This window comes from Pseudomonas sp. HY7a-MNA-CIBAN-0227, from assembly GCF_040310325.1.
Taxonomy (GTDB): Bacteria; Pseudomonadota; Gammaproteobacteria; order Pseudomonadales; family Pseudomonadaceae; genus Aquipseudomonas.
The window spans coordinates 212,900-237,377 of the sequence record NZ_JBEOPT010000002.1 but is presented as its reverse complement, the minus strand read 5'-3'; the positions used below and the strand labels follow the sequence as shown (position 1 = coordinate 237,377).

Annotated in this window: 21 protein-coding genes and 2 pseudogenes; 14 read left to right on the top strand and 9 right to left on the bottom strand. The window is 57.4% G+C overall.

The genetic code is table 11. The annotated features are described in order from the left end of the window. The first annotated feature begins 341 nt into the window (after nt 1–341). From tssI to AAEZ06_RS04270, 8 genes and pseudogenes are all read left to right on the top strand, one after another. Nucleotides 342–2,411, top strand: coding sequence for a type VI secretion system tip protein TssI/VgrG (gene tssI / locus AAEZ06_RS04305; protein WP_350612922.1), 2,070 nt, complete (start codon nt 342–344; stop codon nt 2,409–2,411). Next, entirely contained in the window at nt 2,408–3,259 is an 852-nt protein-coding gene (locus AAEZ06_RS04300; protein WP_350612920.1) for a DUF4123 domain-containing protein, read from the top strand. The genes tssI and AAEZ06_RS04300 overlap by 4 nt, the downstream gene beginning before the upstream one ends. Beyond that, nucleotides 3,256–6,528 carry a toxin VasX gene (locus AAEZ06_RS04295; RefSeq protein WP_350612918.1) on the top strand — a complete coding sequence of 1,091 codons (3,273 nt, stop codon included), beginning with the start codon at nt 3,256–3,258 and terminating at the stop codon, nt 6,526–6,528. Before AAEZ06_RS04300 ends, AAEZ06_RS04295 begins: the two co-directional genes overlap by 4 nt. After that, nucleotides 6,525–7,448, top strand: coding sequence for a hypothetical protein (locus tag AAEZ06_RS04290; RefSeq protein ID WP_149494029.1), 924 nt, complete (start codon nt 6,525–6,527; stop codon nt 7,446–7,448). Before AAEZ06_RS04295 ends, AAEZ06_RS04290 begins: the two co-directional genes overlap by 4 nt. After that, complete coding sequence (locus AAEZ06_RS04285; protein WP_350612916.1) at nt 7,445–8,383, top strand: hypothetical protein; 939 nt, start codon at nt 7,445–7,447, stop codon at nt 8,381–8,383. Before AAEZ06_RS04290 ends, AAEZ06_RS04285 begins: the two co-directional genes overlap by 4 nt. Further along, nucleotides 8,380–9,315, top strand: coding sequence for a hypothetical protein (locus AAEZ06_RS04280; protein WP_350612914.1), 936 nt, complete (start codon nt 8,380–8,382; stop codon nt 9,313–9,315). The genes AAEZ06_RS04285 and AAEZ06_RS04280 overlap by 4 nt, the downstream gene beginning before the upstream one ends. Next, complete coding sequence (locus AAEZ06_RS04275; RefSeq protein ID WP_350613448.1) at nt 9,312–9,566, top strand: hypothetical protein; 255 nt, start codon at nt 9,312–9,314, stop codon at nt 9,564–9,566. Before AAEZ06_RS04280 ends, AAEZ06_RS04275 begins: the two co-directional genes overlap by 4 nt. Then, nucleotides 9,470–9,682, top strand: a pseudogene (locus AAEZ06_RS04270) (MFS transporter); the annotation flags it as partial. The gene AAEZ06_RS04275 and the pseudogene AAEZ06_RS04270, both read left to right, overlap by 97 nt. 3 nt (nt 9,683–9,685) lie before the next feature. On the opposite strand, the gene pssA reads toward AAEZ06_RS04270, so the two are convergent. Beyond that, a complete protein-coding gene (pssA, locus tag AAEZ06_RS04265; RefSeq protein WP_149414073.1) occupies nt 9,686–11,029 on the bottom strand; it encodes a CDP-diacylglycerol--serine O-phosphatidyltransferase in 1,344 nt (447 codons plus the stop codon). Nucleotides 11,030–11,097: 68 nt separating this feature from the next. On the opposite strand from pssA, the pseudogene AAEZ06_RS04260 reads away from it, so the two are divergent. Next, nucleotides 11,098–11,193: pseudogene (locus AAEZ06_RS04260) on the top strand (TetR family transcriptional regulator); the annotation flags it as partial. A gap of 57 nt (nt 11,194–11,250) precedes the next feature. Here AAEZ06_RS04260 and AAEZ06_RS04255 read toward each other — a convergent pair. From AAEZ06_RS04255 to AAEZ06_RS04240, 4 genes are all read right to left on the bottom strand, one after another. Next, entirely contained in the window at nt 11,251–12,411 is a 1,161-nt protein-coding gene (locus AAEZ06_RS04255; protein WP_350612912.1) for a PQQ-dependent sugar dehydrogenase, read from the bottom strand. A 30-nt stretch (nt 12,412–12,441) separates the two neighbouring features. After that, nucleotides 12,442–12,759, bottom strand: a complete 318-nt coding sequence (locus tag AAEZ06_RS04250) for a hypothetical protein (RefSeq protein WP_350612910.1) — start codon at nt 12,757–12,759, stop codon at nt 12,442–12,444. Nucleotides 12,760–12,878: 119 nt separating this feature from the next. After that, nucleotides 12,879–13,778 (bottom strand): lipid A hydroxylase LpxO, encoded by a 900-nt coding sequence (lpxO, locus tag AAEZ06_RS04245; protein WP_149414072.1) that lies wholly within the window; start codon nt 13,776–13,778, stop codon nt 12,879–12,881. A 307-nt stretch (nt 13,779–14,085) separates the two neighbouring features. After that, entirely contained in the window at nt 14,086–15,429 is a 1,344-nt protein-coding gene (locus AAEZ06_RS04240) for an LPS O-antigen chain length determinant protein WzzB (RefSeq protein ID WP_149414065.1), read from the bottom strand. Between the two features lie 384 nt (nt 15,430–15,813). On the opposite strand from AAEZ06_RS04240, the gene AAEZ06_RS04235 reads away from it, so the two are divergent. The 3 genes from AAEZ06_RS04235 to AAEZ06_RS04225 all read left to right on the top strand — a co-directional run bounded on the left by AAEZ06_RS04235 (nt 15,814) and on the right by AAEZ06_RS04225 (nt 19,929). Next, entirely contained in the window at nt 15,814–16,221 is a 408-nt protein-coding gene (locus AAEZ06_RS04235) for a TIGR03067 domain-containing protein (RefSeq protein WP_149414064.1), read from the top strand. Between the two features lie 768 nt (nt 16,222–16,989). Next, nucleotides 16,990–18,579, top strand: coding sequence for an ABC-F family ATPase (locus tag AAEZ06_RS04230; RefSeq protein WP_149414063.1), 1,590 nt, complete (start codon nt 16,990–16,992; stop codon nt 18,577–18,579). 177 nt (nt 18,580–18,756) lie between these two features. Further along, a complete protein-coding gene (locus AAEZ06_RS04225) occupies nt 18,757–19,929 on the top strand; it encodes an MFS transporter (protein ID WP_149414062.1) in 1,173 nt (390 codons plus the stop codon). Here AAEZ06_RS04225 and AAEZ06_RS04220 read toward each other — a convergent pair. After that, nucleotides 19,923–20,960, bottom strand: coding sequence for an alpha/beta hydrolase family protein (locus AAEZ06_RS04220; protein ID WP_350612907.1), 1,038 nt, complete (start codon nt 20,958–20,960; stop codon nt 19,923–19,925). The genes AAEZ06_RS04225 and AAEZ06_RS04220 overlap by 7 nt on opposite strands. A gap of 225 nt (nt 20,961–21,185) precedes the next feature. Further along, nucleotides 21,186–21,797, bottom strand: coding sequence for an FMN-dependent NADH-azoreductase (locus AAEZ06_RS04215; protein ID WP_350612905.1), 612 nt, complete (start codon nt 21,795–21,797; stop codon nt 21,186–21,188). 125 nt (nt 21,798–21,922) lie between these two features. Between AAEZ06_RS04215 and AAEZ06_RS04210 the strand changes: the two genes are divergently transcribed. Both AAEZ06_RS04210 and AAEZ06_RS04205 read left to right on the top strand, forming a co-directional pair. Beyond that, nucleotides 21,923–22,831, top strand: a complete 909-nt coding sequence (locus tag AAEZ06_RS04210) for a LysR substrate-binding domain-containing protein (RefSeq protein WP_149414059.1) — start codon at nt 21,923–21,925, stop codon at nt 22,829–22,831. Nucleotides 22,832–22,842: 11 nt separating this feature from the next. Next, nucleotides 22,843–23,193: an MmcQ/YjbR family DNA-binding protein gene (locus AAEZ06_RS04205; protein WP_149414071.1), complete on the top strand. Its 351-nt coding sequence runs from the start codon at nt 22,843–22,845 to the stop codon at nt 23,191–23,193. On the opposite strand, the gene AAEZ06_RS04200 is transcribed toward AAEZ06_RS04205, so the two are convergent. Then, nucleotides 23,182–23,583: a DUF1294 domain-containing protein gene (locus AAEZ06_RS04200; protein ID WP_350612903.1), complete on the bottom strand. Its 402-nt coding sequence runs from the start codon at nt 23,581–23,583 to the stop codon at nt 23,182–23,184. The genes AAEZ06_RS04205 and AAEZ06_RS04200 overlap by 12 nt on opposite strands. Continuing rightward, nucleotides 23,580–24,410 (bottom strand): undecaprenyl-diphosphate phosphatase, encoded by an 831-nt coding sequence (locus AAEZ06_RS04195; protein ID WP_149414057.1) that lies wholly within the window; start codon nt 24,408–24,410, stop codon nt 23,580–23,582. Before AAEZ06_RS04195 ends, AAEZ06_RS04200 begins: the two co-directional genes overlap by 4 nt. Between the last annotated feature and the right edge of the window lie 68 nt (nt 24,411–24,478).

The window sequence follows — 24,478 nt, the reverse complement described above, 5'->3', positions numbered from 1 at the left end:
TCTATACCGTTTCACGGCTGTCCTCACTCACGGATGTCTGTCGCTTACGCTGAAGTCAGCAGCGAGCCACTTTCGGTGCCAAGCCGAAACTCAAAAAAAGATGATTCAGCCTTTTTGATAACTATTCGTCTGGTGCCAATTCTCGCTGGATGGATGTCTAATTGGACTAGTCCGCAGAAACGACGAACATTCCGATAGTGAAAGTTCGAGCGAATTTTAGGACGTTTCCTACATAGAATCATTTGGCACCTTGTTAGCATGCTGGGAGGTTTAAGTGTGTTCAGGTTCGGTATGGCCGGGGCATCGCGTTTTTCGTCCTCTCTCAGCTTAAGGATAAGCGCATGTTCGCGCCTGCTAATACTGCGCACTTCGCGTTAGTGATTCCCTCTGTTCGCAACAACTTCAAAGTTCTAGCTTTTTACGGCACTGAAGCCATCAGCAGCTTGTATGCGATCCAGGTTGAACTGGTCAGTGAGTCCCCTGATTTCGATCTAGAAAGCCTGCTCAGCCAGCCGGCTTTTCTCCAGTTTGGCCTGAACGGCGAAGGGATTCATGGGCGCATCGAAGATGTGTTCGTGGGTGAAGCGGGTAAGCGCCTGACGCGTTATCACCTGACCCTGGTGCCGGCGCTGCACTATTTGCAGTTCAGCCATAACCAACGGATTTTTCAGCGTCTGACGGTGCCGCAAATTATCGCCAAGGTACTCAATGGACATGGCATCCTGGCCGATGCGTATACTTTCCATGTCAGCACCAGCCCTGAACGCGAATACTGCACTCAGTACGGTGAATCCGACTACGAGTACGTCCAAAGGCTGTGCAGCGAGGACGGGATTTCCTGGCACCATCAGCACAGCGAGGGTGGCCACCAGTTGGTGTTCACCGACGATCAGACCTACTTTCCCAAACTGGGCGAAACACCGTATCAGCAAGGCTCCGGCCTGGCCGCGGATCACCCGGTCGTCAGCCAGTTCTCGATGCGTTTTAGCACCCGAACCAGCACAACCACCCGCCGGGGCTATGATTTAAAACGCCCAAGCCAGTTGCTGGAAAGCCAATTTACCGCCGAGTTCAGTCCTGTTCTCGAAGACTACCGTTACCCGGTGCTGATCGAAAATGAAAAGCTCGGCAAACAGCGTGCCCGGCAAGCCTTGGAGCGGCACCGTAGCGACTACCAGTTGGCTGAAGGTAAAAGCGACCAGCCCCTCCTGCGCAGTGGCCACTTCTTCAACCTGATCGAACATCCGCGTCAGCCGTGCAATGAGTTGTGGTTGTTGCTCAATGTGACTCACTCAGGCAAGCAACCTCAGTCACTTGAGGAGGCGATCACCAGCGACGTTAAACCCGAAGACGGCTTTACCCAAGGTTACCGCAACAGCTTCAGCGCGATTCCCTGGGACGTGTTCTACCGTCCTCCGCTGGTCTCGCGCAGATCGGTGTTGGTCAGCCAGACCGCCCGTGTCACTGGTCCGGAAGGGGAAGAGATTTTCTGCGACGAGTATGGCCGCGTGAAGGTCGAGTTCCATTGGGATCGCGCTGAACTGGGTAGCGACAAGAGCAGTTGCTGGCTACGGGTGTCATCCAGCTGGGCCGGAGAAAGTTTCGGTTCGGTGACCATTCCCCGTATCGGTATGGAAGTGGTGGTGACCTACCTGGAAGGTAATCCTGACAATCCGTTGATTACGGGGTGCGTACCTAACAAGGTCATGCCAGTGCCGTACCCCTTGCCCGCGAATAAAACCAAAACGGTCCTGCGTAGCCATAGCTCGCCGGACAGCGGTGGTTACAACGAATTGTCGATTGAAGACCGCGCTGGGCGGGAGCTGATCTACCTGCGTGCTCAGCGTGACATCGAACAGGTGATCCTCAACGACAGCGACACCAAGATCGGTAACGACCGCCGCGAGCAAATTACTCGTGACAGTCACAGCCTGATCAATCATGACCGCTTTGAGCAGGTCGATAACAACAGCTCCAGCCTGATCAGTGGCGACGAGCTACACACTACCCAAGGTCTGCGTAACACGGTGATCGGTGGTAACGAACTGATCTCCATCACCGGCAATAGCAGCACTACGGCAGACGGTACGCTGGTGATTCAGGCCGGGGCACACGCTCACGTCACAGCCACCAATGTGGTAGTAGATGCCGGCATGAGCCTAACGCTCAGCGCAGGAGGTCACCACATCGTTATCACCCCTGGGGGGATTTTCAGCAGCGTGCCCATCGTCCAGGGTGGTGCACCTATGGCGGGGGTTCCTGCACAGCAGGCCCTTTCGGTCATACCGGAGGTCGCCGAGGTGTTGGTTGCTCCGTCACTGGCCACGCAAACGTCTGCGTTGATTCAGGCCGCACGTCATGCCGCACCGGTCTGTGCGGTGTGTCAAAAACTAGCGGAGTTGAATGCATGAATCAGGCTTATTTACTGCTGGATGGTGCTCAGATCGACAACCTGTCCGAGCGCCTGCTGGATCAGGGGAAAAACACTAAGTTTCAGTCGCTGTATCAGCACACTGCCTACAGCAAGCTGGCGGATATCGGCCCGATACTGGTGCCGGTTTCCCCCAGCAGCCCGTTGGCCCACATCTTTGCACTGGAGTGGAGTGCAACGGCGGGTATCTGGCTGGAATCAGAGGCCGGTGAAGACGTTGTATTTCAGCACCTGCGCAGCCTGATTCACGCCCGCGTCGAGGGCGATGCCAGGGTCCTTTTTCGTTACTACGACCCCCGTATCACGCGTTTGTGGCTGACTGGTCTGGAGCCCCAGGCGCGTGATCGATTGATGGGGCCAATCCGACTTATTTTGCTGCCGAAATTGGCTCATAGCTCCGGATTTATTCGTCAGGAAAACCCTGAGCAGCCCATCGCGCAGTATACGGAAAAGCCTTGGTTATGCCTGACCCCAGAACAACTGGATCACTTGAGCGAAGCCAAGCGGCAGTGTCTTGCTCAGCAACTGATCGAACATTGTCAGCAGCACTTCCCTCAGTGCCTGCAAGGATTGGATCACGCCGAACAGCAGCAGTGGGTCACGACCTGTCAGCTCAGCGCTGAACGGCAAGGCTACGGTGCCGCCGATGAAGTCACTCGCTGGGCCAGCTTTCACGCCTTACTAGGCAATGACTTTCCTGACGCTCCCGGCCATGCCGTTTACCGACAGATTCTCACCGAGCCTGGGATTTTACCTGAACAACGCCTGGACAACCTGAGCGCTGAACTAGAGCGCCAGCAGCTCACCGATAAGGAACTCTCCGCATGAGTGCTGAAAAACTGGCCATGGTTGATCGGTTGGCTCAGGCTAACCGGGCCGCCAAGGCGATGCCCCACGAAGATATCAACAGTTCAATTACGCCATGCCCAGCCCACCAACCCGACGTATTCGTAGTGCCCGTGCGGTATGCCCTGGCAGAAGAAAAGGCCACCCATCCTTGCTGCGCGCCCGGCGTGACTACGCAGAGCCACGCTATGGCGGCACGCCGCCTGCGGGGAGGTTTTCTTTATCTGTGGCAGGACCAGGGCCCTCTCAAACGCTATGCCATCGGGCCGAATGGTTTGCTGAGTGAACAAGCGCTGGAAGCCGATGCAACCGTCGTGCTGGATGGCACCCTGACAGGTCTGGCCCTGAAGAAAATCTATGACGCCTGGATGCTCTATAGCGAGTTCCCACTGAATCCAGAACACTGCAAGGCGCTGAGTGACAGCAGCTCCAAACGCAGTGCGCACATGCGTCACGTTGCCTTGCGCACGGTGGCCAACGAGCTACAGGCGCCTCATTGCCCACCGCTGGTCAAAGCCGATCAGGTCATGGCCGAACTCATCCCGGTCACCTATGCCCGGTCGATGAAGGCTGACCAACAACGGGGCGGTGATGATACGGATGCACTGGGCGCGACCGCGATGAAAGCCCCGACCACGCCCAATATCAACGCGTACACCGAGGCCATGCACCGTTCACGTGAGCGCGAGATTGTCATCGCCCAACACCCCGAGGCCAGTGATGAGCCCCCGGGCGAGTGGAGTGCCGAACGGTGGGACGGGCAGAGCACTCAGGATTGGCTGAGCACTGCCAAGGCGCAGGCCAATGGGTTGTTTCCTGTCTTTGCCTGCCTGGATGACGACCTGGGCGTACTGCGTGATATCAACCATGAGCAAGAGTCGGTGGAGGCGCGACACGAACAGTGGATCGGTGATAACAACCTGCGCCTAAGCATCGGTGGGTTTATTCGCAGTCTGGTCAGCGAAGATGGGGCCGAGTTGGCGGGTTCCCTCAGCTACCGCTACAAGGAGCGTGACATCCACCTGACGCCCGATCAGGGTCGGGTGCTGCTCAATGCCCAGCATCAGCTGGACGATGAGCTCAAGGCGGAAACTCAGGCCCGTCGTTACGGTGGCGCGCCTGGCCCGGCTGAAGCCCGTGACCGCGATGCGCGGATCGCGGCCATCGTCTCACCGGTGCGGGCCTTTATTCCGGCCGATTTGTACAACGAAGCGGAATACGTGGTGCGTGAATACCGTGCTGAAAAGCAGGCCAACCTCGACAACGACTTCCTCAGTGCCAAAGTCGGCGAGTATATCGATCTGACAGCAATGAACACCTGGCTCGACACCACCGCGCCGGCGCATTTCCAGCATGTCGAACAACGTCATCAGACACTGTTTGCGGACCGGGACGTTTACCTCAAACGGTCCGCCAGCGGCACCTGGTTTGTCGATTACTATGACCTGGACACTCGGCACTGGTTAACCGACCTGGCCACCGGTTGCCTGACCGCCCAATGCATTCGTGCCCAGGGTGCGGAACAATACGCCGACTACGTGCGAGCCGCCGATGGCGGCGCACTGACACAACTTTTCCGTGCCTGGACGCCCTCGCTCGATGCGGGCATTAACAACAGCACTCGCCTGGGCGAGCTGATGGCCGCACTGGCCTCTGAGAATATCGCGGCTACCCATCAGGCACTTGTGCCACTGGCCGCGCCGATTCTGGACGACCTTGCGAGCATGGCCCGAGACGCCCATGGCGCATGGAGCGTGCTGGTCAACCGTCTGGCTGCGTCGTTGCTGTTGCTCAAAGGCGATAAAACCTTCAGCAGTGCCTGGCTAGGAGTCTTCGTTGCTGCTCGCCTGGGCAGCGAGGCCCGTTTACAGTCTGTGAGCGAGGGAGGCACTCAAGTCTGGAGATTACTGGGCCAACAAGCGGAAGGGCTGACCCAATGGGCCCGCACCACGGGGGAAGCCATAGGCGTCGGACGCGTGTCAGGCATCGTGAACTCTTCCTTTGTGACCAATAGCGGTGGAGTGGTGCCGCTGGCGGCCTTGCTGCTGAACACGCTCAATGCGAGTAACTACTTGAGTCAGGCCGCAGCCGTGGAGGGGATGGACAGTCAGCGCCTCAACGATACGGTGTCAGCGTCGTTGTATGCCGCCGCCGCGCTGACGGCGGTAATTGATAATCAGGTGCGGCAGGGGTTGGGGAAGGATCGATTTCTGATTCGCTCCGCAGCGGCCCCAACCCTCACCCTGTTTGGTGGGGTGATTGGTGGATTGTCATTTAGCGCGGCCCTAAACGAATACAAATCACTGCAACTTCAGCTGGAAAGCAGCCAGACGCATATCGATCCTTGGTTCCAGATGCGCAAGGCGGTCGTTGGTGGGCAAATAGCGGCTTATGGTAGTCAGGCTCTGTTGGGGGCTACCTACACGATGAGAACCTTAGCTGGACTGGTGGAAGTGGAGGCGGCGATCATGCGCTACTCGCTATGCATGGGCCCGCTCAACTGGATCATGTTCGCGCTGGGCGTGCTGTACCTGATCACTTGGTTCTTTCAGCAAACCCCACTGCAAAATTTCCTCAACTTCTGCTGCTGGTCAAAAGCCCGAGCAGGGAATTTAGATCCTATCGCAGCCAAGGCCCAACTAGACGAACTCAACCAACTGTACGGCATCCTGTATACCCCACGAGTGAGCATGGAGAGCAGCTCGGTAATGGGCAGTTCAAGTGCTCCTTCCGGGCTGACTTCCGTAAGTGCCATCAATAGCTTGACGATTGACTTGCCTGGGGCCGAGCCCAGCAGCGCCTACCTGGAACTGAGCCTGATCGGTGATCCGGTGGATACCCAGCGCTACCGCGACTTGATCAAAAACAGCCCGACCAACAACTACCAACCGCCTCGCCCTTGGCGGGATATGGCACCTCACTGGCTGCCCGGCAGTACCTGTTGCTGGATACCCGCTAACGAAGGCCAAGGTTTACGCCTGAGCGGCCCCTTCAGTTCAGTACAAGGTGTCCTTAGCACCCCACCCCGCACGATCTCCCTGCGCTTGCGGTATCGCACGCCATTGACCGCGCTGCTGGGCGCCCGCAACTTTATCGGCGGTGAACGCGGCGTGGCCTTTACCCTGAGTGACAACGGAGGTGTGATCGCCCTGCGGGCTGATCCGACACCGGAACTGGATCGTGTGCCAAGCTACCCGCTCGACAGTGAGCGTTCAGGCTCTACTTACCTGCAACCCAAGGACCGCGCATGAGTACGCCACCGGCAGGCACCACAAAAAAACGGCTGTTTTCGCGCAATGACTACTTGGCGCCGTTGCCCATTCCCACCGGTGAAAAACCCTCGGATGTGCTCAACACCATTTGGCGCAAGAACGAGGTGTTTCTCGACATCGGAAACTACAGCATCGGCTCGGCAGTGATGGTGCTATGGCCGATGGCGATGCTGTTTTTATTAATGAGTTACATCACTCCTGACCCTCTAATGTGGGGCGGAGCGTTAATCATCATTGGGATTCCCACGCTTTTTTTAATTCAGGGCCTATTTCGCGATGTGCCTTTACCGGTGCGCTTTAATCGGCAACGCCGTGAGGTGTGCGTGCCACGAGAGGATGGCGAGTACTGGATTGTCCCCTGGGAAAGCGTGACGGCGGCGGCCACGCAGCAGTCGTCGGTGAGTCAGGCGGGTAAAGCTACGATGGGCTTATTGATCATTGGCTTTGAGAATCCTGATCCGCAGGCCAAGGAGGATAACAAGCATTTTTGGTTCGGATTTAACTGTGGTGGCGGCACCACGGCCATGGCGTTGTGGGAGTGCATGCGTAGCTACATGGAGATTGGGCCGGACGCTGTTGAAGATCAGACGGCACGCTTCGACAGATCTAAAGGAATATGGGCTACCTACCTGGACGACCTTATCAAGGCTGCGAAGTTGAGAGGCTGGTTTATAACCGCTTTGTGGGAAGGCTTCTGCGGGATTTTTATTTTTAACACGCTACTGATAGATGTGCTTGAACGCTGGAAACTGAACCCGCCACCGGAACTGCCATATCCCGACATCATCGAATGGTCCAAACCGCTGCCGCCCGAGCAGTGGGCCGAGCGATCCCCTGAGTTGGAAGTAGCCATCGCCACGCGTGAGGCGGAATTGGCCGTGATCAGGAAGTCGGCATGAGTACGCCACCAGCAGGCACCACAAAAAAACGGCTGTTTTCGCGCAATGACTACTTGGCGCCGTTGCCCATTCCCACCGGTGAAAAACCCTCGGATGTGCTCAACACCATTTGGCGAAAGAACGAGGTGTTCCTCGACATCGGAAACTACAGTATCGGCTCGGCGGTGATGGTGCTGTGGCCGATGGTAATGCTGTTTGCATTCATGGGATTTCTGTTCAGAAATGATCATGACGATATGCACATATTTGCGATCATGACTACCTTCATCATTGGGGTTCCTACGTTTTTTTTAATTCAGGGACTGTTTCGCGATGTGCCATTGCCGGTGCGCTTTAATCGGCAACGCCGCGAGGTGTGCGTGCCACGAGAGGATGGCGAGTACTGGATTGTCCCCTGGGAAAGTGTGACGGCGGCGGCCACGCAGCAGTCGTCGGTGAGTCAGGCGGGTAAAGCTACGATGGGCTTATTGATCATTGGCTTTGAGAATCCTGATCCGCAGGCCAAGGAGGATAACAAGCATTTTTGGTTCGGGTTTAACTGTGGCGGCGGCACCACGGCCATGGCGTTGTGGGAGTGCGTGCGCAGCTACATGGAGATTGGGCCGGACGCTGTTGAAGATCAGACGGCACGCTTCGACAGATCTAAAGGAATATGGGCTACCTACCTGGACGACCTTATCAAGGCTGCGAAGTTGAGAGGCTGGTTTATAACCGCTTTGTGGGAAGGCTTCTGCGGGATTTTTATTTTTAATACGCTACTGATAGATGTCCTTGAACGCTGGAAACTGAACCCGCCACCCGAACTGCCATATCCCGACATCATCGAATGGTCCAAACCGCTGCCGCCCGAGCAGTGGGCCGAGCGATCCCCTGAGTTGGAAGTAGCCATCGCCACGCGTGAGGCGGAATTGGCCGTGATCAGGAAGTCGGCATGAGTACGCCACCAGCAGGCACCACAAAAAAACGGCTGTTTTCGCGCAATGACTACTTGGCGCCGTTGCCCATTCCCACCGGTGAAAAACCCTCGGATGTGCTCAACACCATTTGGCGAAAGAACGAGGTGTTCCTCGACATCGGAAACTACAGTATCGGCTCGGCGGTGATGGTGCTGTGGCCGATGGTAATGCTGTTTTTGGGGCTGGCCTTTGCGTTTAGAAATATTGCCCCCGATCTCAGTGTGTTTACTCTTGTCGGAGGCGGAATCATCATTGGGATTCCCACGCTTTTTTTAATTCAGGGCCTATTTCGCGATGTGCCTTTACCGGTGCGTTTTAATCGACAACGCCGCGAAGTGTGTGTGCCACGAGAGGATGGCGAGTACTGGATTGTCCCCTGGGAAAGCGTGACGGCGGCGGCCACGCAGCAGTCGTCTGTGAGTCAGGCGGGTAAAGCTACGATGGGCTTATTGATCATTGGCTTTGACAATCCTGACTCGCAGGCCAAGGACGATAACAAGCATTTTTGGTTTGGTTTTAACTGTGGTGGCGGCACCACGGCCATGGCGTTGTGGGAGTGTATGCGTAGCTACATGGAGATTGGGCCTGAGGCTGCCCCGGAAGCCGCAGCGCTCAATTCAGGTGCAAATCTGCGTTACTACATCGATTACATGAACGACAAGGCCAAAAAGCGCGGCTGGTTTCTAACACTATTGTGGGAAGGAGTATTCGGCGTATTTATTTTCAATGCTCCTCTCGCTACCTATCTGCAAAGGAAAAAGCTGTACCCGCCGCCAGACCTGCCCTATCCCGACATCATCGAATGGTCCAAACCGCTGCCGCCCGAGCAGTGGGCCGAGCGATCCCCTGAGTTGGAAGTAGCCATCGCCACGCGTGAGGCGGAATTGGCCGTGATCAGGAAGTCGGCATGAGTACGCTACCGGCAGGCACCACAAAAAAACGGCTGTTTTCGCGCAATGACTACTTGGCGCCGTTGCCCATTCCCACCGGTGAAAAACCCTCGGATGTGCTCAACACCATTTGGCGAAAGAACGAGGTGTTCCTCGACATCGGAAACTACAGCATCCGTCCTTCGCCGCACTGGCGGCCAACGCAGTGGACGCTTCGGAGCAAGGGGCTACGGCGGGTTCAGTGGGGGCAGCCCAAGGGTTTGGAGTCGTAGTCGGGCCGTTGGCCGGGACGTTGATCTATGCCATCGAGCCGCGTTTGCCGTATTTGGTGGCGGCGGCGTTGCTGTTGCTCATTGCCTGCTGGCCGGCTGCACGGCAACCGGCCTGAGCCCTACAGTATCCGATACAACAATCGCTCAATCCGTATCCGGCTGACCCGGCGCAGAAACTTGCTGACCGCCTCCGGGTACTCCACCAGGGTCTGCAGTTGCTGGTAGCGCTCGATTCGCGAGGTGTGCCGGAAAATTTCCGTCAACTCAGTACGACGTGGCACCAGCCATTCGCCCCGTGGATCATCGATCAGCAAAGCATTTTCCAGATCCAGACGGAATGCCCGTGGGTTGAGGTTATTGCCGGTGAGCAAGGTGTAGCGCTGGTCGATCCACATGCCCTTGAGGTGATAGGTGTTATCGCCGTCGTGCCACAGGTGCAGATTCAGTTGGCCAGTATCGATCATCCGATGATGGCGCTTGGCAAAACGCCGCAGGCTGATTTCATAGAGGTACGGCAGCGCGGCAATTACCTTGAACGGCTCGCTCGGCGGGATGTAGAAGTCGTTGGCGGTTTTGTCGCCAACGATGATGTCGATCTTTACCCCACGGGCCAGGGCGCGGTTGATTTCCCGAGTTACCGCCAGGGGCAGGTTGAAATACGGGGTGCAGATAGTCAGTTGATGCTGAGCACTGGCAATCAGCTCGCAGATCACCCGGCTCAGGGGGTTGTTCTTGCCAACGCCAAGCAGCGGGCTGACTGACAGGTTGCCGTTTGGCACGGCGCCGGTAGTGGTGTCATAGGTCGCGTGTTTCAAGCGGCTGCGCAAGTCGCCAATGTCATTGCGTAAGCTGCGGGTGCTGGGCAAGTCCGGCAGGTCCAGGCGGTGCACAGCTTTTGACGCAATCAGCCCGTGCTCTACCAGATGCTGCATCGAATCGGCCAGGGCCTTGTTGTGAATCAGGTGATAGCGATCGAAGCGGTACTTGTCGAACTTGTGCAGGTACACATTGTTGAGGCTGGCACCGCTGTACAGCACGCTGTCATCGATCACAAAGCCCTTGAGGTGCAACACGCCAAACAGTTCACGGGTTTGCACCGGTACGCCGTATACCGGCACTTGGCTTTCGTGGGACTGGGTCATGGCCTGGTACCAGGCGCTGTTGCCCGGTTGCTTGCCGGCACCGATCAAACCGCGCTGCGCCCGCAACCAGTCGACCACCAACACGATATCCAGCTCGGGCCGGGCAGCCTTGGCGGCATGCAGGGCGTCGAATACTTCCTGGCCGGCCTCATCCTGTTGCAGGTACAACGCAACGATGTAGATGCGCTGGGTGGCCTGGGCGATTTTTTCCAGCAGGCACCGGCGAAACTCGGCGGCACCGGACAGCACCTCGATGGCGTCGGTAGTGAGGGGAAAACCACGCAGCTTGGGCAACAGGGAGCGTTTGAAGAACGACGGCATAGGGCTCGCAATAGGTCGCATCCGAATAGTCCACGAGCTTACACCATGGGGGGGCTAAGGTCTGCCCATCCGCGGGCATGGAACTTCTGGTGAAAAACGCCGGCATATCCAGGAAAAGTATCTATCGCTACTTTGCCAACAAGGGTGAGTGGGTCAGCGCCGCTGATGAACACGGGATTGCGGGGCCGCAAGCTTCAAGCTTGCGGCTTGCGGCTTGCGGCTCAATCCTGGTTCAGTCCAACCCGATACAGCACACCGTCATTCGCATCCGTCAGGACATACAAAAAGCCATCCGGCCCCTGCCGCACATCCCGTATGCGCGCTTTCAAATCCCCCAGCAAGCGTTCTTCATGCACCACCTTGTCGCCATCGAACTGCAAGCGAATCAACTCCTGGCTGGCCAATGTGCCGATAAACAGATTGTGCTGCCAGGCCTTGAAACGGTCGGCGTCATAGAACGCCATGCCGCTGATGGCCGGTGATTTCTCCCACACATGATGAGGCGCGACGGTGCCTTCGGCTGTCTTGCCCTTGGCTTCGGGAATGGGCAGCAAGGAATAGTTGATGCCATGGGTCGCCAATGGCCAACCGTAGTTCTTGCCCCGCTCGATGATGTTGATTTCATCACCGCCGCGAGGGCCGTGCTCGTTTTCCCACAGCGTGCCGCTCCACGGATTAAGGGCGGCGCCTTGAGGATTACGCTGCCCATAGGACCAGATTTCGGGCCTGGCACCTTCCTGGCCAACAAACGGGTTATCGTCTGGCACACGCCCGTCGGGGAAGATTCGTACGACCTTGCCCTGCAACTTGTCCAGGTTCTGGGCCGTAGGACGGTCGTTGTTTTCCCCAAGGGTTACGAACAGATAGCCATCGCGATCAAATACTAGCCGCGAACCGAAGTGATTGCCGGTGGACAGCTTGGGTTCCTGGCGAAGGATGACCTGGAAGTCCTTCAAACCACTCAGGTCGTCGGCCAGGCGCCCGCGCCCTACAGCAGTGCCAGCGGTGCCACCCTTGCCGCCGCCTTCGGCATAGGACAGGTAGACCATCCGATCCTGCTTGAAGTCAGGCGACAGCACCACATCCAGCAAACCGCCCTGCCCTTTGGCCCATACTTGCGGCACACCACTCAAGGGCGCCGACAACTTGCCGTCTGGGCTGATAAAACGCAGGTGGCCGGGCCGTTCGGTGACCAGGAAACCCTGCTTATCCGGCAGGAACGCCACCGCCCACGGATGGTCCAGGCCTTTGACAATTGGGGTGGCCGTGACACTGCCCTGCTCGCTGGGGAACTGCTGGGTATCGGCAGCGTAAACAGGATGCACCAGGGGCAGCAAGGCGCTGGCGCAGAATGTCACTAAAAGGGTTTTGCGTAGAAACATACCGTGGGTTTCCTTGTTCGGTTCACACACTCAAGGCTGGCGATTGCCATTGGCGTCACGGGTCGGCGCCTGCGGTTGGGTTGCAGGACGAGTGGGCGTGGCATCGCGCTGCGGATAACGGTTACCGATCCCGCCATTTTCCAGGGTCGGTGGCCGAGGCACCGGAGTGACGTTGGTTCCACGAATGGCGGGGGAATTGGGCTGGGTGCCCTGCATGCTGTTGGGATTGGCCCGATGAATGGGGCTGTTGTAGGGATTGTTGTTGCCAGGCAGATTTTGCGCCTGTACCAGCGAGGTCAGCGCGAGGCCCAAAGCCAGTACTGCAAGGTTGCGCACATGGGTGTTCATGACAAAGCCTCTCTGTGGCGAGGAATACCTGCGTTCGATAACACGCTACGCCCAGGGTTCGGCTTTGGTAACTAAATAGTTTCTCTTTAGGTGTAACACGACTTTTCCGACACGCGATCTCAGACCAGAAGAAAAATCGCTGCCAGACCGGCAAAGATCGCCCACTTTTCCAGGTAATAGCGGGTGCGATTACGCTTTTTCAGCTCTTTGCCCCGCAAGCGGATCTTGTACAGCCGAGTAAAGGCACGGTTCAAACCACCGGTCTTATCACCGGCTTCATTGGGCGAACCGGCAGCCGCCATGACATTGCGACTGAACCAACGGTTGAACGCTGCAGCCCAGCGGTATTTCATCGGCCGTTCGATATCGCAGAACAAAATGATGCGGTTCTGTTGCGTGGTGTTTTGCGCATAGTGGATGTAGGTCTCGTCGAACATCACCGGCTCACCGTCACGCCAGTAGTAGCTTTCACCGTCAACGTCGATGTAGCAGCCCGGGTCGTTGGGCGTATCGAGGCCTAAATGGTAGCGATAGGAACCCGCATACGGGTCTCGATGGCGCACCAGCTTGGAGCCCGGTGGCAACTCGGCAAACATCGCTGCCTTGATCGAACTGATGCCTTGCACCAACTCGGTAGTGCGCGGGCACAACTTCATGGCCGACGGATGGCTGTCGCCATACCACTTCAGATAGAAACGCTTCCAGCCCGACTTGAAGAACGAGTTGAAACCCACGTCGTCGTATTGGTCCGAGCGCTTGATCTCCCCTGCCCGCATCAGGTTCTGGCCTTCCTGGCGAATTTCTTCCCAATGCTCCTGAAGCGGGCTCAGGTCAGGAAAGTCACTGGGCGACAGATAGGGCCGGCTGGGCAATTTGGAGAACAGGTAGAGAAAACAATTAATCGGAGCCAGGAAGGTCGAGTGATCGCTTAATTGGCGGCCAAGTTTATGTCGCACCCGGCCACGCAGGTGTACATACGCAATGGAGACAACGTAGAGAGCAACAATGATGAGTTTCAAGGGCATTCGTCACACGTCAGAAGAGAACCGGCTGCTCCTGCGTGCCCACGACGGCCGAGGATTAAATAAGCAGCTCCTGAAAACACAATTCGGCAAACAGGCAATGTGGCAGGCTCTGTGACAATCCTGACCATGGCCATTGGCTGTTATTTTAGCCATAGACTGTAACCAAAGGTTAACTATGAATTGTGAAACGGTGCCCAGCAACTGTGATCGACGGTAGCTCGAAGGTGAGCTAGCCGGTATCGCGCCGGGCTGCGAGGCAGCCCGGGATCTTCACGCCGACCCAGTGGGCGGCGAGAGTTGATCAGCTCAGAGGCTCATCATCCTTGCGCTCACGGCGGGAAAAACGATGATCATCCAACGGCGAGTACGGTACCGCTTCCCGGCGCATCAGGATGAAATGACGAATCAGTGCAACCATGATCCCCAGCACCAAGCCGGCCACCAGGCTTAGGGCCACCACCAGGATTTTCTTCGGCTTGATCGGGCTTAGCGGCTCTTGGGCGCGACGGTCGATCGTCACCAGTTTCAAGCTGCTCATATCGATGTTCAGGCTTCGTAAGCGCGCCACTTCGGCACGCAAGGGCTCAACATCCTGCAGGAAGATATCTTCATTCCCACGTTTATTCAGCACCTCAACCTGGCGGTTGACCTCCAGCAATTGCAGCTCCTTGCCAATTTCGGCAACGCGGCTGTTGGTGAAGTCGTCGCTGGTGCGTTGTTGCAACGCGGTGCGTTCGGCCTCAAGGGCATCGGTACCCATGAAGTACAGCGGAATCCGCTGATTATTGACCTCGGTACGCATGACCTGACTTGAGCCACTGCGCCCCGCATCAGCCATGGACGACGGCGTCGTCGGGCTTTTGATGCCCATGGACTTGGCAATCGAGATCGCCTCGGCCAGCTCCGCCAGGCGATTGGAGCGTTCCATTTTCATCTGCAGACGCAATGCGCCGAGTTCGTCTTCCAGCTGCGCCCGCTTGAGCTTGTCGCCCTCCAGCAACTTGGCGATTTTCGACGCCTTGTCGGTTTCGTAATTGGAGCGAGCGGCGTCAATCTTGCCTTTGAGTTCAGTGAGGCGGTTGTTGACGATCACTTTAAGATCGGCTCCGACTTGCTCACGCTCAGCGGCAACTGCGTAGTCGACAAACCCGTTGAGAATCGCAACCCCGTCAATATCAGTGGGGTACTGCAACTCCAGGCGGATATAGCTGCTCAGGGAGTCGGATTTTTTCGGATCAGGCAAAATCAGCTTGATAGAGTCGCGATTAAACGCCTCGAAACTCTGCTCAAGGCTCTGCCCCGGCCGCTGAAACTCCTTGAACAAGGCTTGGTTAGCCTTGAAAAAGCTCAAGCGAGCCTCGTAGGAATCCAGTTGCGTACCCACTTTGGCCAGCGCATCCGCAGGCGGCAACTTATAGACTTCAGAACGGTTTAGCGCGTCCAACTCGTTGATCGCCGCCGGGCGCAGAACGCTGCTGACCTGATATTCCCGCGGCGCCAATAGTGCGTAACCAACTCCCACAAGCCCCGCGAAAAGCGTACAGCCAATAACCAGTTTCTTTTGCCGCCAAATAGAGTGAAACAGTTCAAACAAATCAATTTCGTCCGATGCAGCATGGGTTTGGAGCTGGGGAGTTTTATTCAAAATTGTTACACCCTAAAAAATGGACATTCAACATCCAAAACACGCTAGATCTTAATAACTGACTGAAAACACAGGGACAACGCCCTGAACACCAGACATACGCAGTCGCGCCGACGGGGCATCCGACCCTCCCGTCGTAGAAAAGATTCCAGGCCCGTGAAGATTTTTTCCTTTCAGGCATACGAATGTCATGCCTGAGATTCATGAGCGTAGACGACAAGCAACGGGGCATTATGCTTAGCGTATGTCAAAAACGCGTTAAATGTCCGCCAGTAAAAGGGAAAACCCCAACTGGCACTCATTTTTGAGCGCATTCTCAAAAATTCGCTTCATCGCTGTCGAACTGCTCCCGCTACTAACGGCTCATCAAAAAAGGAATTTTGCATGTCATCCCCCTCAAACCAGCCTTTCCACGGCGCCAGCCACCATGACCAATTGGCTCTCCAGGGAGAATGGGAACAGACCGCACTGGAAGACAGCGGCGTGATCAACCCGGTAGATGAACACAGCGCTCCCGGCGCCCTGACCACCATCAGTGGCGATCAATTTCGGGTCGTTACCCTTGGCGGCGAGGTGTTACTGGCAGGCAGCTTTACCCTCGACGCCAGTACGACGCCCAAGACCATCATCTGGGTGGATTCAATGGGCGCCGATGCGGGCAAGCAATTGCTGGCGAGTTATCGATTGGATGGGGATCACTTTGTGTTTATTGCCGCCGATGAGGGCATGCCAAGGCCAACGTGCTTCAGCACCGAGCGGGGGCAAACCATGCGCACCTTTGTACGTAAATAGTGAGGGTATGGGGTATTCGTTCTTGCGACATCGCTTTCACAAACTATTCACCTTTACCGCTATAGGGTGAAATCTACTCCTCAAGTGAATCCCTTGGCCCGCTCCCCAGCGGGCTTTTTTTTGGGTGCGCCCGGCAGGGCGCATCCGGAGGTGCATTTCCATTGCATCTGCATCTGCATCTGCATCTGCATCTGACGCTTATAAGGTGTTTTCTGTCATTGCGACATGAAGAGGTTCGCCCTACACCGAAAGCCTCGCCATCCCTGAACCGGTAAAGAGCCATCACTGTAGGGCGAACAAACGCAAAATAAGCGAGGCCCTTGAGATGTTCAACTGTCATCAATACGAAACTGAAAAAAATCTGGCTTTCTGACACTTATTGATGTAATTACGCTGACTTTGTAGGGGTTTTCGTCGAACTTAGTGAGATATCTATCCGCAAGCTCCGCTGTTTTACCTTCAAGGACCAGACCACAGGATTGACCTTCGCTGCATTCGCCTGACAGGGCAAAACTCCGGGGAAGACAACTGCCCTCAACATCCACTCCACCCCGCCATACAACTCACGCCCCACATATGCGACAATGCGCGCCAAATTCCAACATGCACCCATATATTCTGCTCAGCGACGGGGCTTCATGCCTTGATGTCGCTGTCGACGTATGCCCGCTGGCCCAAGCTCATGCTCAGACTGGTCCAGTCCCGGAATGCCCCAGGAATGGTCCAGGCGCCATCAGCGCTGTCGCAACCCATTGATAGGTAAAGTAATTGATCTCCACAGCTAACATCACCATGCAGTTCGGCGCCAAGCCGCTCTTCGAGAACGTTTCGGTCAAGTTCGCCGCTGGCAACCGTTATGGCCTGATCGGGGCCAACGGTTGCGGCAAGTCGACCTTCATGAAAATTCTCGGTGACGATCTGGAGCCGTCGGGTGGCCAGGTCATGCTGGAGCCGAACGTGCGCCTGGGTAAACTGCGCCAGGACCAGTTCGCCTATGAAGAATTCACCGTGCTTGACACCGTGATCATGGGCCACGAGGAGCTGTGGAAGGTCAAGGCTGAGCGCGACCGCATCTATTCGCTGCCGGAAATGACCGAGGCAGACGGCATGGCCGTCGCCGAGCTGGAAACCGAGTTCGCCGAGATGGACGGCTACACCGCCGAATCCCGCGCCGGTGAACTGCTGCTGGGCCTGGGTATCGGCATCGAGCAGCACAACGGCCCGATGAGTGAAGTATCTCCAGGCTGGAAATTGCGCGTTCTGTTGGCCCAGGCACTGTTTTCCGATCCGGAAGTACTGCTGCTCGACGAGCCCACCAACCACCTGGACATCAACACCATCCGCTGGCTGGAAAATATCCTGACCCAACGCTCGAGCCTGATGATCATCATCTCTCACGACCGTCACTTCCTGAACAGCGTCTGCACCCACATGGCCGACCTGGACTACGGTGAGCTGCGCCTGTTCCCAGGCAACTATGACGAGTACATGACCGTCGCGACCCAATCGCGCGAGCAACTGCTGTCGGACAACGCCAAGAAGAAAGCTCAGATCAACGAGCTGCAATCATTTGTTAGCCGCTTCTCGGCCAACGCCTCAAAATCCAAGCAAGCCAGCTCCCGTGCCAAGCAGATCGACAAGATCCACCTGGCCGAAGTCAAACCGTCGAGCCGGGTCAGTCCATTCATCCGCTTCGAGCAGACCAAAAAGCTCCATCGCCAGGCGGTCATCGTCGAACGCATGGCCAAGGGCTTTGATGGCAAGCCACTGTTCAAAGACTTCAGCTTCAACGTTGAAGCCGGCGAGCGCGTGGCGATCATTGGCCCGAACGGTATCGGCAAGACCACCCTGCTGCGTACCCTGGTCAATGAGCTGAGCCCGGATGCCGGTAGCGTGAAGTGGACCGATGCGGCAGAAATCGGCTACTACGCCCAGGACCACGCTTCGGACTTCGAAGATGAATCCAACCTGTTCGACTGGATGGGCCGCTGGACCAAGGAAGGCGAACAAGTAGTTCGCGGCACCCTGGGCCGCATGCTGTTTTCCAACGACGATATCCTCAAGTCGGTCAAGGTCATCTCCGGTGGTGAACAAGGTCGCATGCTGTTCGGCAAGCTGATCCTGCAAAAGCCTAACGTGCTGATCATGGACGAACCGACCAACCACTTGGATATGGAATCCATTGAAGCGCTGAACCTGGCGCTGGAAAACTATCCGGGCACGCTGATCTTCGTCAGCCACGACCGTGAGTTCGTTTCGTCCCTGGCCACCCGCATCATCGAGCTGAGCCCAAGTGGCGTGATCGACTTCAGCGGCACCTATGACGATTACCTGCGTAGCCAGGGTGTGGTGTTTTAAGGGCAGCGATTAGCTCTTAGCTGCAAGAAAAAGCCCTGTCCACTGTGACGGGGCTTTTGCATTTCTGTCCGGGGCTGCGTCGAGGCCCTCAAGTACAGCACAAATTAGTTAGCCAGCTTCCTTTTCTTCTACACCCACGCCATGATGCGCTCACCGCCTGCCCGCGAATGAGCTCCCATGCCCGCCTCCCCCAGCTCACTGTCGATCACCCTGCAGATCGTCTCCATTGTGTTCTACACCTTCATCGCCTTCATCTGCATCGGCCTGCCTATTGCAGTGATCCCCGGTTATGTTCACGAGCAACTGGGCTTCAGCGCCGTGATCGCCGGAGTGACCATCGGTTCGCAATACTTGGCGACGCTGCTCAGTCGGCCCATGGCCGGGCGCATGTCAGACACTGTCGGAACCAAACGGGCGATTGTGCTGGGTTTGAGCGGCATTCTGATCAGCGGCGTGCTGACGTGGATCGCCACGCTACTGGACGGCACACCACTGTTGAGCCTGAGCATCCTGATCGTCGGCCGACTGTTGCTGGGTGTGGCCCAAGGCTTGATCGGTGTTGGTACCATCAGTTGGTGCATGGGCCAGGTCGGCGCCGAACACACCGCACGCTCGATTTCCTGGAACGGGATCGCTTCCTACGGCGCCATTGCCATTGGCGCACCGCTGGGGGTGGTGATGGTTGCCCAATACGGCTACACCAGTCTAGGACCGGCCCTGTTCGCACTGGCGGCCTTGGGCCTGCTGCTGATCCGCAGCAAACCGTCGGTACCGGTGGTACGCGGGGAGCGCTTGCCGTTCTGGGCAGTGTTTGGGCGCATTGCCCCTTTCGGCGCCAGCCTATGCCTGGCATCGATTGGCTACGGCACCCTGACCACGTTCATCACCCTGTACTACCTGAGCCGTGGCTGGACCGGCGCCGCGTGGTGCCTGACAGTATTTGGTATTTGCTTCATCGTTTCCCGGCTGCTGTTCATCTCCAGCATCAGCCGCTTCGGCGGGTTTACCGCAGCGATTGCGTGCATGACCCTCGAAACCGTGGGCCTGGTGCTGCTCTGGCTGGCACCGTCCACCGGCGTCGCGCTGATTGGCGCGGGGCTGACCGGTTTTGGCCTATCGCTGGTGTATCCGGCGCTGGGTGTCGAGGCGATCAAGCAGGTGCCCAGCAGTAGTCGCGGCGCAGGCTTGAGTGCCTATGCAGTGTTCTTCGATCTGGCGCTGGCGATTGCCGGGCCGCTGATGGGCGCGGTGGCGTTGAACCTGGGGTATTCGTGGATTTTCTTCTTTGCCGCCCTACTCTCGGTCACCGGCCTGGGCCTGACCTTGCTGCTCAAGCGCCGTGCTTACTGATCCGCCGTCTGCATGCCGGCACGGCTGGATTGCCCGAGGGTGTGGCTGAAAAAACGTCCGGTCTCGGAGATCAGGTTGCGGTGAATGCCTTCACGATCGACACCATCGGCATCGGTGCACACGGTCGGCATGGCCGCCAGTTGGTCCTCATCACAGGGCGCCATGAAGATGAAGTGCCCTGCCCCGGCCAGCAACTTGAAGTCCGGCGGTTCCGGCAGCTTGCGCGCCAGGGCGGCTGCATTCTTGTCCACCGCCACCAGCTTATCGCCGTCGCCGCTGTAGAGCAGCACCGGGACATGCACGTCGGCCAGGGTATGACGGCCAAACATCAAGCTCAGCGGCGCCATCAGCATCAAAGCGTGGATACGAGAGTCGGCCTGGGGCTGCAAGTCATCGCGATCAACAATCAGCTCGCCCTTGGTGGTGCAGGCGTCACGGTCTTCGGGACGTTGCTGGCAATAGCGCCGCAGCCGGTCAAAATCAGGTTTGGCACCCGCCAGGATCAGCGCCGTCTCACCACCTGCCGAATAGCCGATTACTCCTACTTGGTCGACGTTGACGAAGGGCGACAGCATCGAATCGCCCAGGGTTGCGGTGATCGCTTCGGAAATCTGGATCGGCCGTCCAAACAGATTGCTCAAGGTGCCCAGGCGACTGTGATCCTTGTAGTTGTCACCGGGGTGCAACACCGCCACCACCACAAAGCCCTTGCGCGCCAGGGACGTGGCCAAATCATGCAGGGCCAGCGGTGTGCCGGTGTTGCCATGGGAAAGCATCAACATCGGGAAACGGCCAATGGCAATCTTGGAGTCTTGCGTGGCGGCGATGCGATAGGCGCCCACTTGGCTGGTCTGTTCCTGGCCGGTGGACGGGTAAAAGGCTATAGCGCTCATCGGCTGTAAATCCAGCGGATCGAGAAAGCTCATGCGGTGATAGCCCACACTCCAGTGGGGGTGCGGTGCTGGCGCGGCCTGCACTGAAACGAGGCCACCGAACAAAGAAAGAAGCAAGACTGCACAAAGACGCATCATGGGGATGTCCACCTTTGTTGCGTGACGCCTGCGTGTCGATTAAAAAAACCCATGATCATTGCACTCAGGCTCGGGTGATATGACCTTGGATTGCATAACCTGAGCCAAATACGCCCGGATAAAACAAAAAACTCCGTACTCCGGCCGCTTTCAGGCCACCAGAATACAGAGTTTAGACGGCTCGATTCAGATTGATATCGAGTCGCGGTGAAATTTACACAAGTCTTACGCAGCGACGAACAATTGCTCGCTGATCAGCATATTGGCATCGTTCAGCGCCTTGCCACGCACTTCGTCACCGTAAGCAAGCCCGTGGGCACGGACGAACTCGATGTCGGTGATACCGAGGAAGCCCAGCAGCACTTTCAGGTAGTCTTCGTGAGCCACGCCAGTAGACTGGCCGACGTGCAGGCCGCCTGCGGTGGAAACGATGATCACCTTCTTGTTGCCGCACAGGCCTTCAGGGCCGGCTTCGGTGTAGCGGAAGGTCTGGCCGGCAACGGCGATACGGTCGATCCAGGCTTTCAACTGGGTCGGGATGGTGAAGTTGTACATCGGTGCGGCCAATACCACGGCGTCGGCGGCGAGAAACTCAGCCAAGGTCGATGCGCTCAGGTCGGCTTCGTGTTTTTGCACGGCATCACGCAATTCAGCGGCGGTGCCCAGAGCACCCAGGGTGACGCCAGAGAAATGGCTGATGGCATCGCTGGCCAGGTCGCGGTAGGTCACTTCAATACCTGGCTCGGCGGCTTGCCAGGCCTTGACCACGCCAGCGCTCAACTGACGGGACACCGAGTTGTCGCCCAGGATGCTGGAATCGATATGCAAGAGTTTCATGTGGGATCTCCAAGTGAGGATCGCACGGGGCGATCAAGTGCTGACAATCCTACAGATGAATCCAATAGCCGATTAGCGGGTTAAAATGCGATAGTTCGTCCCACTGACAGGACAATAGGCGCGCCATGCAAGATCTCAATGACCTCTATTATTTCGCCAAGGTGGTGGAAGCCGGTGGCTTCGCGGCCGCAGGACGCTTGCTGGGTATCCCGAAATCACGGCTCTCCCGGCGCATCGCCGAGCTGGAAGAACGCCTTGGCGCGCGCTTGTTGCAACGCACCACCCGCCAGTTGACCCTGACCGCCGTCGGCGAACGCTATCTGGTGCACTGCCAGGCGATGCTACTGGAAGCGGAAATGGCCGACGAAGCCGTCGCCAGCATGTCCAGTGAGCCTCGGGGCCGCCTGCGGGTGAGTTGCCCGGTAGGCCTGGCCCACGAAATCCTGCCCACGGTAGTGGCCGAATTCCTCGCGACGTATCCGCTGGTGCAGCTGGAAATGATGCTGATCAATCGTCGCGTCGACCTGGTGGCCGAAGGTATCGACGTCGCCCTGCGAGTGCGGGACTTGGGGGATGAAGACCCGTTGCTGGTGACCCGCCGTCTGCGCCAGGCACAGGCCGTAATGGTCGCCAGCCCCGACTTTGTGCGCAACCGCCAGATCAAGACACTGGAAGACCTCAAGCAGCTGCCGGTGCTCGGCGCGCTGGAAGCTGACCGCATGGTCCACCTGCGTATGCTCGATCCCGATGGCAACCGTTGCGATTTGGTGATGGAAGCGCGGCTAGGCATCGATGACTTTGTCGTGCGCAAGGCCAGCACCCTCGCCGGCCTGGGTTTTACCGTGTTACCCATGATGTATTGCGAGCAGGAACTGGAAAGCGGCCAGCTTGTGCAACTGTTGCCGCAATGGTCACTGCCCGGCGGCTGGCTGCAAGCTGTTTACCCGCATCGACGCGGTGTGTCGCCGGCAGTGCGCGCCTGGATCGACTACTTGGATCATGCCTTCAAAGGTTGTGGAGAGCGACAGCTATGAGCGCGAAGAAAATGACTGAAGAAGATGTCGCACGCTTTTGCCTGGGCTTGCCCGGTGCGCGAGAGGATTACAAGTGGGGCGGCGTGCGGGTGTTTTCGATTGCCGGAAACAAGATGTTTGCGTTGCAGAACCTGCGGGGCGAGTCTCTCGCGTTCAAGGTCGACAAAGAGCTATTCCTCGGCCATGTGGACCGCCCTGGGATTCACCCGGCGCCTTACTTGGCACGGGCGCAATGGATCATCATGGAAACACCCTACCCGTTGGGCGGCGAGGAGCTGCGTGGTTTGTTGCAGCGCTCCCACCAACTGGTGGTCAGCAAGCTGCCCAAGCGCACGCAGGTTGGGCTGTTGCTAGAACACTGATCGCAACATGCCACCCAGGAACAGTTGATCGATCCAGAACACTTGGTGCAGCAAGACGATCAACCAGAACACCACTTGATAAGACACCTTGCGCGTCTTGTGGCGAAACACCTGCTGGGCAATCAGCGCACCTGGCCAACCGCCAGCCAGTTCCAGGGTATGGAGGAATTTTTCCGGGGTACGCCAGCTGTCGCTGCGGGCCTTGCGCTTGTCGCTCCAGTACAGGAAAAACGTGACCAGGCTGACCGCGCCATAGGCCACCAGCGGGATCAGCGAAACACCGCGATACCCAAGCGATGCCGAGCCAAACAGCGGCACGGCACACAACAGCACAAACACCAAGGCCTTGAGGCGCGGATGTTGAATGCCGTTGTTATTCAGGGTGTTCAAGCTTTGGCCGCCGCCCAATCAATCCAGCCGAACTGCCAGGTCGCCAGGATCAACAGGCCGAAGGCAATGCGATACCAGGCAAACGCCGCGTAACTGTGGCTGGCGATGAACTTTAGCAAACCCTTGACCGCGATCATCGCGAAGATGAACGAGGTGACAAAACCAATGGCGAACACCGGCAGGTCATCCGGCTGGAACAGGTCACGGTACTTGTAGCCCGAGTACACCGCCGCGCCAACCATGGTCGGCATTGCCAGAAAGAACGAGAACTCGGTGGCGGTCTTGCGTGACAGGCCAAACAGCAGGCCGCCAATGATGGTCGAGCCGGAACGTGAAGTTCCCGGAATCATTGCCAGGCACTGGGCAAGACCGACTTTCAAAGCGTCTTTCCAGGTGATGTCGTCGACACTTTCGGCATGGATTTCATGCTGCCGGCGTTCAGCCCACAACATGATGATGCCGCCCACCACCAGCGCGGTGGCCACGGTGATCGGATTGAACAGGTACTCGTGGATCAGGTCGGCAAAAATCACCCCCAACACCACTGCCGGCATAAAGGCGATCAACAGGTTGATGGTAAAACGCTGGGCATTGCGCTGGATCGGCAAGCCGATGACCACATCGAGGATCTTGCGCCGGAACTCCCAGACCACCGCGAGGATGGCGCCGAGCTGGATGATGATGTTGAACGCCATGGCCCGTTCGCCACCGAAGTTGAGCAAGTCGGCGACGATAATCTGGTGACCGGTACTGGAGATCGGCAAAAACTCCGTCAGTCCTTCGACAACTCCAAGTATCAATGCCTGTACGGCAGTCCAAAGATCCATTATTCCCCCATAAGGTCATGCGACCGCATGCCTCGTTGATATTTTCTAGACGTTCACTAACGATGAGC